Here is a 13,101-nt window from a genome sequence, read left to right as displayed (position 1 = left end):
CCAAGCGGATGACCGTGAGTTATGGCTGCCGCTTTGGCACCATTCAAAAGAGGTAAACCGTAAGCGTCTGTGAATCCAAGCGGTGCAGTCCGCATAACGCCGCCACAGCCTTTGCTGTGGTTGATCGCTTCCTGAATTGTTCCCATCTTGCCTGATGTCAAAGCATACAGACAAGTATTACCCGGTGCCCGGCGGCAGTTCATTTTCGGAACCATGGCGAGTCTGCTTGGCCAGTCACATGGCAGTTTTACACTCATCCCCTGCGTCTGCGCCCATTTCAGATAAGAAAGGTAAATTTTTTCCTCCACTTCATCTTCTGTCTCCACAGCCATTCCCTCCATGGTAAAAAGAGTCATCTGTGTATCATCCGAAATGATCGCTTCCTCTCCCGTCCGCAGCAGATCCTGGATTCCGTCTTTTCCATATTTATTTTTGATACTGCTATACAGGTCAAATTCCACTACATATCCCAGAGCATCACCCAACGCCCCTGCAAATACACAGCCGCTTATTTTGTCCTGAATCATCTGATATTTTTCTTTTTCCTGCATATTTGTCCTCTTTTCCACAAAACGCAATTCTCAGAGCCATATTTATTGTTACAAGAACAGTATAACCCTGAAAATTGCAATTTTGTTTTTAGCGTCCTATTACCTTTCCATACTGCCGTCCATCCAGGGTTGTCCATTCCCTTGGACCATTTGCAGATCTTCCTCCTACAACTACTGCCGCTGCCGACGGACTGTCAAATGCGTAGTCCTCTGTAAATACATCATCGACAACAATCCCCGTAGTTATAAGATTGTCCCTGATATCACTATAAAACTTCTGGCAGCTTTCGGTTATATTTCTGGAAATAGTACTTCCTTTTACAACAACAAATTTAGAATCATCACCCAAATATCCGGTTGCATTGCATCCTCTGATCGCTATATGAAACAAAAGCTTCTGATTTGCCGGTGCATTGTCATTTTTTTCTATTTTCAGGTCCCATTTTTTCTCAAAAAGCTGCAGTAGTTTTTCCTGTCGTGTTTTCACAACATCCGGTGTCCATTTGTCCATATTTACGACCTGTGTTGTCAGGCTGTACGATGTAGTTCCGTTTTTGTTCTGGAAATATGTAGTTTTTTTCGTTACAAAATCATAATTCTGTGCTGCTGAATTATGCATTCTCGTTAATGGCACAAGATTTGCAATTCTGTTTACCCAGTAACGTCTGTCTTCCATATCCGGCCATGAAGTATCCCATTCGCTGCCCTTCTGTGGATTCTGCGGAAGAATATGTTCAATTGTAAAAATTTTTGCATCATATCTGGCAGCACCGTCAGAGGTAAATGAATCCAGTCTCTGAATAATATAATTACGTCGTCTGGACGGCATAGTGTAGATTTCCCCTGATAATGCCTCCATAAAAAGTTTTTTCTCATTATTCGTAAGCTCAATTGTTTCCAATGGTGCATTCAGAGAATGTTCCGGTTTACTGTCCATCTCCAGAAGCAGCCATTTATACCTGCTTACACGACGGTTTACATCCTGTGCCGTAACCTGAAGATATGCAGTCAGACGTTCCAGTTTTTTCATAAACTGAAGGGTATATGCTGAATCATGTGCATGTTCTGCCAAAAATTTTATTGCAGGCGGCATCCAATCATAGTTGTCAATCTTATTCAGCCAGTAAAGAATGTCGTTGATATCCTCTGCCCCTGAAGTCGACTCATATGTCTGATTCCTGAGAATTGAATATGCCTCTGTATATGGCATCAGAATCTTGTCTACAAGATCTTTCGGCGTTGTATTTTTGAGTACATATTCCCTGAATTCTTCCAGAAGGTTTTTCTTTACCCGATCTTTTGCAAATATTGTTCTTGTGTGGGAAAAAATCTCGTTAAAGCCATCACGCCCTACATCATTCTCAAGTTTTTCCCATTTCTCTGTATATTCATCACGCTCATTCTCCTGAATTCCACCGATAACCTCTGATTTTATGATATCAATCGGAAGAAGATCCAGACCGCGGCTGTTCATTACAGAAAAAACTCTGAATGCAGATTCCTGACTGGCTGTACTTACCGCAACAAGAAAACAGCGATTTAATAGAAAAATGCTGAATTGTATCAGTTTATCCTGATCCTTGTCAAATGCGTCTGCAAATTTCTCCATCAGGCATTTACAGTTTTCATAAATATGTACCTGTGCCTCGGTTTTCATGGATGACAGATCCAGTTTCATCAATTCTTCCAGTTTTACATTCTGAATATACTCTTCAAAAAATTTCTGATCACGGTCTCTCAGGTGAAGACGTGGTCTCGCCGGAATTCCTGCCAGTACATTTCCACTCTCCTGAAGAAGTTCATAACATGCCTGCTGTGCCTGACCTGTAAGATTTGATGCCAGTACAGAAAACAAAATCGTCAACGTTGTCAAACGCTGTTGTCCATCTATAACAGCAGCCTTTGATCTGTCCTCATCCTTGATCAGCACGATCGTACCCAGGAAATAATTATCTGCCTGCTCCGTCTGGTAAAAGTCATACAGATCTGTAAACAAAGTCTCCGTCTGCTCTGTCGTCCATGCATAAGGTCTCTGATACGCCGGAATATAATATTCAAAATCCGAACTGAATATTTTTAATAATGGATATTCTTTTCCTGTAATCTTACTGCTCATAAACTCCTCCACGAATGTATATTTTATCAAAAACAGCGGGCATTCATTACCCGCCCGTCTGTTTTTATTATACATTATTTACTGGAAAGTGTCTTTCTTTTATATGCTATTGCAACTTAAAATTTTATCATATCTTCCTATTCCTTATGGCGTCTCCTGTAATCTTCGCGGATCGGGTCACAGCAGGAAAATGCTTCATTCATTTCTTCTCTGTTTCTGGATCTGCGTACTGCTGAGACTGTTTCGGAAAGCACCTGGTAATTCAGTACTGTGCCTGCGCTGTCACTTTCATAGTTTAAAGCTCTGTCAGCTCCGATTCCAAATCTTGCAGCAACCTGAATGGCATCAATGTTTGCTCCAAGAAAAAGGAACTCCCATCCGTATTTCTGTTTTTCTTTCTCGACCATTCGCTTTACCTTGTCATAAGTGTAACACCGGCTGGCATTCTCCATTCCATCTGTAGTGATAATGAATAAGGTTTTTTCCGGTCTGTCTTCTTCTCTGGCGTATTTATGTACATTGGCAATGTGATGGATTGCGCCGCCGATCGCATCCAGAAGAGCGGTGCAGCCTCTTACATAGTACTGGCTGTCATTCATCGGCTCTATCTTATCCACCGGAACCCTGTCATAGAGAACTTCACACTGACTGTCAAAAAGTACCGTAGAGATTAAGACCTCTCCTTCTTCTTTCCGCTGCTTCTCGATCATGGAATTGAATCCCCCGATCGTATCTTCCTCAAGCCCTCTCATAGAACCGCTTCTGTCCAAAATAAAAACAACTTCTGTTAATCCCTTACGCATAATTTATCCTCCTCTGGTTTCTTATTTCTCGGTGTTTTTTCTTGTTGGACTCATTATACACAAAAGCTGCTCTTAACCGGTCGTTTGAAAAGCGACCCTTATTTTTCTACGAAATAATACATGGCAGACCATGTTCCTCAAGCTGAATATCCAGTTCGATCATGTCATAAATTTCATTCTCAATAAAATAGGAAAAAATAATATCTGTCTTATCGCAGGGTGATAATGCATAACCCGCTCTGGCAAGCAGATCTCTGGTCTCATCCAGATTCAGTTTTGCCCCTACGCAAAGACATAATGCTGTCAATTTGTTTGGGTGATAATTTACATTGTTTTTTATTTTTGAAAATATCTTTTTATCTACGATTGCCCGCTTCCAGACCTCAGCATTTTCCATCTTTCTTTCCTGGATCAGATACATTAAATACTCCGAAAAAGTATCCGAAAGATGGCTCATTCTCTCTTCCAGTTTTCCTTCGTGTAATCCTTCAAAATCCAGAAATGAAGCTTCATCTTCACCAAATCCACAAGGTTGTGAATCCACTCCACTCAAAAACAACTTTTGTTGTTTTTCCTGCATCCCATTATTTTTATTTGGTCTTCTGTCAATATTGGATGAGCTCCGCTCTCTCCACAACCTGATAGACTGTTCAGAAGACTTTCCGTATTCTTTTTCCCGAACACTCTCTACATAATTGTGGTCAATATAAGATTCCAGATCGGGATAAAGTTTTTCCCCAAGTGCTGTTGCCTTCCTGTCAAAAACGACCAGATAGATCAGCATCTCATTGCTAAGAAGAAATGTATTTATCTCATCTGCCGCGATTCGTATTCCCTCTTCCTTCGGATATCCGAAACCGCCTGTGGATATCAATGGAAACGCGATAGACTTAACCCCGTTCTCCCTCGCAAGCTGCAGGCTTTTTCTGTAACAGGAGCGAAGTTTCTCCTCTTCTCCATGTTTTCCATCGATATAATACGGACTTACCGCATGGATAATATACTTCGCCTGCAAATGAAAACCGGGAGTAATGAACGCACCGCCTTCTTCCACGAAACCGATATGTTTCTTACGATATTCCAGCAACTCCTGATATCCGGCTGCTTCGTATACTGCGCTGTCACAGCCTGTGCCAACAGCAGCATGGTCATTCGCTGTATTAACAATTGCTTCTGTGTTCATTTTTGTGATATCGTTGCGTATGATTTTAAATGGCATATATTCCCCCCGCTTTTATAAACATCCCATATTTACTGATATTTCCAGTATATACGAAACAAATAAAAAGTGCCAGAGTATTGCCACATTTGCTAAAACATGTAATAATTATTTTGTTTTTACCCACATATTCATAAAAAAGGAACTGATTCAAATGAAAACATACGAAGAATTACTCTCAGATATCGAAGACGATATTGAACTCATGGGTGCGTCGCATATCGTTTATTCCATGGAAGAAAATAATATCATTACAGACTACGATTACCTCCCATCCGATTCCTGCAATATCTCCACTACCTTAAAGGACCTGCAGGAAAATATCCGCCAGCAGATGCTGTACGCCAAAGTTTCCGGTCACCTCGCTGCTGCAGATAAAACTGCTCCGAAGCTGGCAGTTATTTTTCCGGGCATCGGATATACTGCTGACAAACCACTCCTGTACTACACAAGCCGCCTTGCCAGAAAACATGGATACCAGATCCAGACCGTCTCCTATGGCACCCTCCCGGAAAATATCAAAGGAGACTCTGTCAAAATGCGGCAGGCTTTTGATCTCGCCCTCGCACAGACAGAAGAATCCCTGCGCGATATCGACTGGACCTCTTACGGCAGCATCCTCTTTATTTCCAAAAGCATTGGTACTGCTATCTCTTCTGCTTATGCAGCCCAATATAATTTAAACGTAAAAAATATCCTGTTTACGCCATTGGCAGACACCTTCTCCTTCCCGCTCCAGGGAAGCATAGCCTTCCACGGCACTGCCGATCCGTGGGCTGAAACTGCTGCGATCCAGACTTTGGCAGAGCAGAAAGAAGTACCACTTTTTCTCACCAAAAACGCCAATCATTCCCTGGAGACCGGCGATATCCAGACCGATCTCTCCATTCTCAAAACTACGATGGACCGGGTTGAACGGTTTATCATTTAATCTGTGACAATAATTAAGCCCTTCTGAAGTTTAGCTCAGAAGGGCTTTGCTGTTTATTTCCATATTCCTTTGCTTTTCCGGACGTAATAGTAAAGATCGTTTTCCATCGCCATAACTTTTTCGAGTGGAATACTCTTGAACACTTTCATTTTCATCTTGAATTTGATCCAGACAGCTGAGTAAATTCCAAGTACGATAAAGCAGCCACCTGTCAGAAGCCAGATCATCAGACGTTCATGTGGATCACTGGAGATGTTGAGGACCATATATGCGGTTCCGACGATTCCTATTACCGGAAACAGGGCACCGCATGGCACTTTGAAGTTTCTCGGTGCATTTGGAAGACGTTTTCTGAAAACCAGTACATCCACATGTGCAAGTATGTACGAGATCATCCAGAATACAGAACCTGCCAGAATAAGGAAGGAGATCATATCCGCGGAACTGTCGCTCAGATATCCGAATATAAGGATTGCCGCACTTACAAACACCTGTCCAAACCACGGAACATTATGTTTGTTTGTCTTTGAAAAGATCTTCGGCATCATATTCATCTTTGCCATTCCCTGACAGATCACAGCAAGTGAGTTAACCGTGGAGTTCTGTGTACTTATTACCGCAAGCGCACCTACCAGCATCATCCAGACTTTTCCGACCTCGCCAAGTACCGCATATCCATAAAGAAGATGCGGTGCTGCTGAATCAGCAAGCTCGCCCCAGTCTACATAATTGTGGAAGCCAAGTACCATGACTGACTGCATGATAAAAATCAGAAACAGACCGATCATCATACCAAGCGGTACATTTCTCTTTGCATTTTTGACTTCTTTTGAGATCGGAATTGCATACTCTGCTCCGATAAACAGCCAGAATGCAACTGCTGTCATAGCCGCAATATCTTTAAAATCTGCATTGAGCACATAAGGCTGCTGTACTTTTACGCCTGTACCCATTCCGATCATTCCGATAAATCCCATCGCAACCAGGGAACCTACCAGCAGAAATGCAACAATATCCTGGATCTTCGCAAACATATCCACGCCGCGAAGATTCGCCAGCAGAATGATCACCGTCATAATGAGTGTGTATACAAAACTCGGAATATGACCTCCCACTACATCTGCCAGTGAAAAGGAAAAGATTGACGCTTCTACTCCACAGGACATTGTATTACAGATTATGTAGCCGCCAACCATCGATATCAGTGTCGGAAAAGGACCAAGTGCCGCAAGTGTGTACTGTGCAAGTCCACCTGTCGTGTTTGGCATAAGTGCATTGAGTTCTGACAATGATGCAACCGTAGTCATATTAAGCAGCATGGCAATTGCCATCGCAAGTATAAACGTTACTCCAAGTGTACCGGCACCATTTCCAAGTGATACCAGGCAGCTGGTCGCCACAACAAGTCCGACTGAAATAGAGACTACGTTCCCCAGACCTAATTTTTTTTCATTCATAAGCAACTCCTCTTGTGTTTAAAGAGCTTTGACGCCCTCATCTCCTGTACGGACTCTGATCACATTGTCGATATCATATATGAAGATCTTGCCATCACCGATATGCCCTGTGTAGAGTTCCTTTTTGATGATATCAACGATCTTATCTACTTTCTCCGCTTCCACTACGATATTGATCTGCTGTTTCGGAAGCAGTTCCATCACTTCATTGCGCTCAACCTCGTATTCCGGAGTTCCCATCTCAATTCCACATCCAAGCACCTGCATGACAGTTGCACCTCTTGCACCAACCTTGCTGAGATTCTGGATCAGATCTGTGAGTTTTGACATTCCGGTGATCACTTCAATCTTTACTATTCCACTCATATACGGTTCCTCCCTGTAATTTCCTGCAATTTTCTATACTGCTCAATCGTTATACCTGCATAATTCTTAAATCCCTTCATCATATGCGCCTCGTCATAATATCCGCACTCAAGTGCAAGCTCATCATAACGCATGTTTCCGGTTTTTAACTTTTCCAGAAGAATCTGAAATCTTATATACTGTGCAAACTGTTTTGGAGATATACTATGATAATTCTTGAATACTCTCCTGAGATAACATGCTGAATAATTCGTCTCATCTACAAGCTCATTCATACTCACACAGCCTTTTGCACGGGTGATCCTGCTTACCAGATACTCATTGATCTTTTCCTTATCTGAAAGATCAGGTCTTCCATAGACAAGGGTTTCATAAGCCTCTTTGAAGATCCTGCTTCTGTCAACAATGTTGTCGGCAAGTGCGATCTTTTCCGTAAGGTTTTCCCCAAAGATATTACCATCAATTTCCACATCGTTATTTACAAGCATGTCCATCGTCAGATCCTTCGGAAGAATTCCCTGTCCCGGCTGAAATCTGACGCCGAAACACAGATCCGCATCTCCCAAGTTCCAGTCTTTTACACTAAATACCGTTCCACTTATATAGGTCGTAACCTTGTCACTTCCTATATTGAAAAGCAGATCAATACTTCCATCCGGGACTGCTTTCAGCTCATGTGTTTTTCCCTGTCCAAGTGAAAATTCATAAAAATGAGAAATTCCAAGCTGTGGACAGTTCAGCTTCTTGAGTTCATCGACTCCTAATTCTATGTATAACTGACGTGGATTAATGATCGTAGTATCTCTTCTCATAGTTAATCTCCTTTTTTAAAGAGAGTTATAACTAGTGAAGTTCAGGTTCGTCCCACAGATGAAGTTTTACGCCTATTCCAAGTTCCAGTGCTCTCTTGTAGACAGTTTCACCCCAGGCAATGTCTTCTACAGGCATGCCTCCAACGGAATAGATGATCCTCTGTTTGTCATTTTCTCTTCCTGCAAGCTTTCCAGTTATAACATCCGCAACATCTATTATTTCATCTCTGGTGATTTTTTTATCATGCAGAAGATCCATGAACTTACATCCTACGATCTGTACCGGGTCATAGCTTGGATATGGATACTCTTCAGCCCATGCTTCGTACAGTTTATAGTTATCTACAACCAGCTTCGTATTTTTATCAAGGTAAAAACTCTCATCAAATCTGGCTGCTGACGGCATACACACAAGAGCACCTTCCTTGATCCATTTTTCATCAATATACGGGAATAAGATCTCTTTATCTCCAACACAGGTAGTTGTGCTGATGATATCGCTGTCCCTGATGGCTTCTTCCATTGTCTCACAGACTGTGATCGTTTTGATCTGTGGAAACTCTTTCTTCACATATTCAACAAAGGAATCAATGGATCTTTGACCACGGCCTTTGATCTTTACAGTGTCGATCTTCGGGCAGACACTTATGAATGCTGCCAGTGATGTTTTTCCCATGACGCCCGGTCCTACGATCGTTACAACTTTGGAATCTTTTCTTGCAAGATATTTAGCTCCGACTCCTGGAATCGCACCTGTTCTGTATGCACTCAGAAGGTTCGCCGACATCAGTGCAAGCGGTTCTCCTGTATCTTTGTCGTTGAGCATCATCATAAGGATGGAACGTGGAAGACCTTTTTTCTTGTTTTCGGTGTTTGAACCATACCATTTCATACCTGCCATCTGGAAATTGCCTCCCAGATATGCCGGCATTGCCATGAAACGTCTGTCTTCACCATTTTTCGGCATTCCTTCGAATTCCGGATTGTCCGGGAAAGTAACCATACATCCGTGTGAGTTGTGGTTTTCACCACCCATTACGTAGTCACCTTTTTTGAGTGTGACCATCATGTCTTCCATGACTTCCACACATTTTCCCATGTCCTTGACACCGGCTTTGATCATATCCGGCTCACTTAAATATAAAAAATCAATCTTTGCACTCATTTTTTCTCCTCCATTCTATGTCTACATATGCATGTCGGAGAATCATCACCAATGAAAAAAGGCGCCAACAGATTCACTGTTGACGCCCTTGTCACGCACATATAGTAACATATTTTATTTTCGTAGTCCATATTACTAAAAAAGTTTCTCAATTATTTTTTTATGATTGTATACCTTAATCCTGTTGATTGTATTGTAAAAAACGATACAGCATCTTTATCTGCAAGGCTTAAATCTGTCATAGCGAAGTGCGCTGATATCTACGACTGTTTTTTCGCCTCTTACCATCTGGCTTAACATGAGTCCGACTGCAGGTGCAGTTCCGAATCCATGTCCTGTAAATCCACATGCAAGAATCAGTCCAGGTGCCTCCTCTACAGGGCTCAAAAATGGTACTCCATCGAAAGCTTCATCCAGCCATCCGCACCAGCTTCTTACGATCTTGGCATCACGCAGTGCCGGAATGTAACCCTGGATCGCTCGACAGCTTGCTGAAAGTGTCATTGAGTTTGTGATCATTCTGGATGGGTCTGCGATATTTGTAGACGGATCTATCATCTCGTCGACTGTCTCCCAGCCTGAGTCTGAACCAAACACAAAGGATCCATGTTTTGTCTGATGTCCGTAAAAATCTGCCGACGCGCATCCAAACATTACATCGATCATATGTGGCTGCATTTCTGTTACAAGACATTCGTCGATCAGTCGTGTCATTGGAACATCGACTCCGACTGTTCTTGCGATCGCCCTGCTTTCATATCCCGCAACAAGGATGATCGTCTCACCTTCAAATACAGTTCCATCGTTCAGGATTACTTTTCTTACTTTTCCTTTTATCTTCTGCAGGCTTTTTACCGGTGCTTCTGTGTAGAATTTTACGCCCAGTTCAAGTGCTCTTTTATAGTATCCGAGAGTGGTTGTAAGCGGGTTTGCATGTCCGTCTGTCGGACACCAGCTTGCACCGATCACATCGTCAGAAAGATATGGGCAGATTTCTTTTACTTCTTTCTGATCGACCATTCTTACATCAAGACCTACAGATTTTGCGGAGTTTGCAAGAGCTTCCAGTTTTTTCATATGCTCCGGAGTTTTTCCCATTCTGAGATTTCCTTTCTGGGTATACTCTGTATCTACTCCGAGTTCTTCTGACAATGTCGGCCACAGATTCTGGATTCCATACATCGCATATGGAAGTTCTCTTACATCTCTTCCTGACTGACGGACACCACCGCCATTTCTTGATGAACCGCCATGTCCGATACTGTTCGTTGCCTCTAATACAATGACTGACTTTATGCCGCTTTTTGCAAGGTAATATGCTGCTGCGCATCCATTTACTCCACCACCGATAATTACAACATCTGCTACATTACTCATCATCGTCACCTCCGTCTTCTGCAAGTATGCACATCTCGATTGGTCTCATTGGAGCCCGCGAACTTGCCGGAACGACTTCCGCCGGAGATACTTTTAACTCACTTGCAATGATTCCTTTTACTAATTTTCCGCAGGTCTGTCCCTGACATAATCCCATTCCGGAACGGAGATATCTGCGCATCTCTTCCAATGTAAAAATACCTTCGTGTACTGCTTTTCGGATCTGTCCTTTTGTGACTTCTTCGCATCTGCAGACCAGGAGGTTATCATCCGGTCCTTCCACAAAAGGTCCTATTTCTTTTAATTTTGCCTGAATATCAACCATGATCTAACCTCCTAAGCTTCTTTTTTATAGAATCTTGCTTTCATTACCATATCATTTGGAACTTTGATCGTAAGCAGATACGTATGATCAAATGCTGGTGCTGTTCTTATTTTTGTTACCTCTGCCTCGCATACATATTTTCCATTTCTTCCAAGTGCCACGCCTTTGTCTCCGACTTCCGGAAGTGGAAGGAATTCATATGGCATTGTGACTTCTCCATATCCTTCTTCTACATCTTCTTCCACAAGGAAAATAGACTGACCGGAGCAGGAAGCTACGCACATTCCACAGCCGATGCATTTTTTGTCCGGATCGATTGCCGGAAGAGATGTGATATTTTTTCCGATCCTGATGCAGCCTTTTTTGCAGGCATCCTGACATGGGTTGCATGGAATATTCTGCGTACACTCGATGACCGGATGAATTCCTTTCTGATGTGTCACGCCTGGAAATCTCTCGATCTCATCATCTGCCACATATCCTTTATTCAGAAGGTTCATGGAAACGTCGATGCCTTCCTCTGTTTTTTCAACGAGTTTTCCTCTGTTCTTTGGTGCAAACATTCCCTGACGCAGAGTATCGAGCTGACCTTCCAGTTCATCAATCCTTGCATCTCTTTCTTCCTCTGTCATGTATCCAAGATAACATGCAATGGATGCACCGGACATTCTTCCCTCAATCATAGCGGAACTTGCTTCCTCAATTCCAGAAACATCACCTGCCGCGTAGATTCCCGGAACACTTGTAGCTCCGTATTTGTCACATACCGGAACGTGTCCGCCTTTTGTATCATTCATCTTGACCTCAGCCTGTTTCAGAAGCTGTGACATTGGTGATAAACCAACTGCCAGACAAACTGTATCCACGTCGAAATGTTTTTCTGTTCCAGGAATGATCTTCCAGTCCGGACCAACCTGTCCGATCACAACGCCTGTTACGTAGTCATCTCCCTCCACTCTTACGATCGTATGGGAAAGATAGAATGGAACTCCGCATCTTGCTACTTTTGCGGCATGAACACCATATCCGCCGACTCTCGGTGCGGCATCCGCAAGTGCAACGACCTCGCATCCTGCCTGCATGAGCTGATAGCTTACAACAAGTCCGACGTTTCCTGAGCCAAGCATCAGAATCCTGTTTCCAGGTTTGATATGGTGAAGGTTCATCATTGTCTGTGCGGCTCCGGCTCCGATAACACCAGGTTTTGTCCAGCCTTCGAAGTTTACCATATTTTCGCTTGCTCCTGTTGCAACGAGGACTGCATCGCCTTTGTAATGTTTTACTTTATCTCCAACCTTAACGGTTACTTCTTTCTCCGGATATAAACCAACTACTGTCGCATTTAAAACTACTTCTACTCCGTATTCCTCAGCCTCAGCAAGAAGTTCCTGTCCGATCTTGAATCCTCTTACTTTTGCCTTATGTTCTTTTGAACCGAAGAACTTGTGGATCTGTTTAAAAAGCTGTCCGCCCGGTTTTGCGTTTTCATCAAATACAATCGGTTTCAAACCTTTTTTGGCAGCTTCGATCGCTGCAGATAAACCAGCTGGACCAGCACCAATTACTATCATGTCGTATCGTTCTATCTTCATAATTCCAATCTCCCATCCGTTTATTTTTTACTCCTGCGGTGTTGCTGAAACTCCATACTGTGTCTGCACAACCATTCCTGCTTCAAGCGGTGTGATACATGTTCTGATGTTTGGCTTGCCATCTACGATCATTACACAGTCCGTACATCTTCCTATCGCACAGAACACACCTCGCGGTTCATGTGTCTTCGCCGTATATCGATGCGCCATAACCCCCGCCGCCTTCAACGCTGTAGCGATCGGCTCTCCCTCATATCCTTCCAGTAATTTTCCATCATAGCTGAATGTAACTTTTTTCCTCTTCGGTGTCTCTCCAAGTATTGGGTGATTTTCAATTCTATCCATAGTCTCATCCTCCTATAAATAAAGAAGGCGTCAACGATCTTA

At 42.9% G+C, this 13,101-nt stretch carries 13 protein-coding genes; 1 reads left to right on the top strand and 12 read right to left on the bottom strand.

Annotation, left to right across the window (positions count from 1 at the left end):
- The 4 genes from QZL69_RS07730 to QZL69_RS07715 form a co-directional block, all read right to left on the bottom strand.
- A partial coding sequence (locus QZL69_RS07730) for an ADP-ribosylglycohydrolase family protein (protein WP_291518912.1) occupies nt 1-551 on the bottom strand: 551 nt, incomplete at its 3' end.
- An 88-nt stretch (nt 552-639) separates the two neighbouring features.
- On the bottom strand, nt 640-2,667 hold the full coding sequence (locus QZL69_RS07725) for a DUF4357 domain-containing protein (RefSeq protein ID WP_022214647.1): 2,028 nt from the start codon (nt 2,665-2,667) through the stop codon (nt 640-642).
- Nucleotides 2,668-2,804: 137 nt separating this feature from the next.
- Nucleotides 2,805-3,470 (bottom strand): vWA domain-containing protein, encoded by a 666-nt coding sequence (locus tag QZL69_RS07720; protein WP_022214646.1) that lies wholly within the window; start codon nt 3,468-3,470, stop codon nt 2,805-2,807.
- 106 nt (nt 3,471-3,576) lie between these two features.
- Nucleotides 3,577-4,689: a macro domain-containing protein gene (locus QZL69_RS07715; RefSeq protein ID WP_022214645.1), complete on the bottom strand. Its 1,113-nt coding sequence runs from the start codon at nt 4,687-4,689 to the stop codon at nt 3,577-3,579.
- Nucleotides 4,690-4,843: 154 nt separating this feature from the next.
- Between QZL69_RS07715 and QZL69_RS07710 the strand changes: the two genes are divergently transcribed.
- Nucleotides 4,844-5,620, top strand: a complete 777-nt coding sequence (locus tag QZL69_RS07710) for an alpha/beta hydrolase (protein WP_022214644.1) — start codon at nt 4,844-4,846, stop codon at nt 5,618-5,620.
- Between the two features lie 53 nt (nt 5,621-5,673).
- On the opposite strand, the gene QZL69_RS07705 is transcribed toward QZL69_RS07710, so the two are convergent.
- The 8 genes from QZL69_RS07705 to QZL69_RS07670 form a co-directional block, all read right to left on the bottom strand.
- Nucleotides 5,674-7,077 carry an APC family permease gene (locus QZL69_RS07705; RefSeq protein WP_022214643.1) on the bottom strand — a complete coding sequence of 468 codons (1,404 nt, stop codon included), beginning with the start codon at nt 7,075-7,077 and terminating at the stop codon, nt 5,674-5,676.
- An 18-nt stretch (nt 7,078-7,095) separates the two neighbouring features.
- Nucleotides 7,096-7,443: a P-II family nitrogen regulator gene (locus QZL69_RS07700; RefSeq protein ID WP_022214642.1), complete on the bottom strand. Its 348-nt coding sequence runs from the start codon at nt 7,441-7,443 to the stop codon at nt 7,096-7,098.
- Nucleotides 7,440-8,255: a helix-turn-helix domain-containing protein gene (locus tag QZL69_RS07695; RefSeq protein ID WP_022214641.1), complete on the bottom strand. Its 816-nt coding sequence runs from the start codon at nt 8,253-8,255 to the stop codon at nt 7,440-7,442. Before QZL69_RS07695 ends, QZL69_RS07700 begins: the two co-directional genes overlap by 4 nt.
- A 31-nt stretch (nt 8,256-8,286) precedes the next feature.
- Nucleotides 8,287-9,420 (bottom strand): tyramine oxidase subunit B, encoded by a 1,134-nt coding sequence (locus QZL69_RS07690; RefSeq protein ID WP_022214640.1) that lies wholly within the window; start codon nt 9,418-9,420, stop codon nt 8,287-8,289.
- 216 nt (nt 9,421-9,636) lie between these two features.
- Complete coding sequence (locus QZL69_RS07685) at nt 9,637-10,800, bottom strand: NAD(P)/FAD-dependent oxidoreductase (protein WP_330361756.1); 1,164 nt, start codon at nt 10,798-10,800, stop codon at nt 9,637-9,639.
- Nucleotides 10,790-11,122, bottom strand: a complete 333-nt coding sequence (locus QZL69_RS07680) for a (2Fe-2S)-binding protein (RefSeq protein ID WP_022214638.1) — start codon at nt 11,120-11,122, stop codon at nt 10,790-10,792. Before QZL69_RS07680 ends, QZL69_RS07685 begins: the two co-directional genes overlap by 11 nt.
- Nucleotides 11,123-11,133: 11 nt before the next feature.
- A complete protein-coding gene (locus QZL69_RS07675) occupies nt 11,134-12,714 on the bottom strand; it encodes an FAD-dependent oxidoreductase (protein WP_022214637.1) in 1,581 nt (526 codons plus the stop codon).
- A gap of 27 nt (nt 12,715-12,741) precedes the next feature.
- Nucleotides 12,742-13,059, bottom strand: coding sequence for a (2Fe-2S)-binding protein (locus tag QZL69_RS07670; protein WP_022214636.1), 318 nt, complete (start codon nt 13,057-13,059; stop codon nt 12,742-12,744).
- Nucleotides 13,060-13,101 lie beyond the last annotated feature (42 nt).

Origin of the sequence: Blautia sp. CAG:237 (assembly GCF_000436615.1) — a bacterium.
Taxonomy (GTDB): domain Bacteria; phylum Bacillota; class Clostridia; order Lachnospirales; family Lachnospiraceae; genus Blautia_A; species Blautia_A intestinihominis.
Note: the sequence above shows the minus strand (reverse complement) of the source record. Positions and strands in the feature narration are given on the sequence as shown.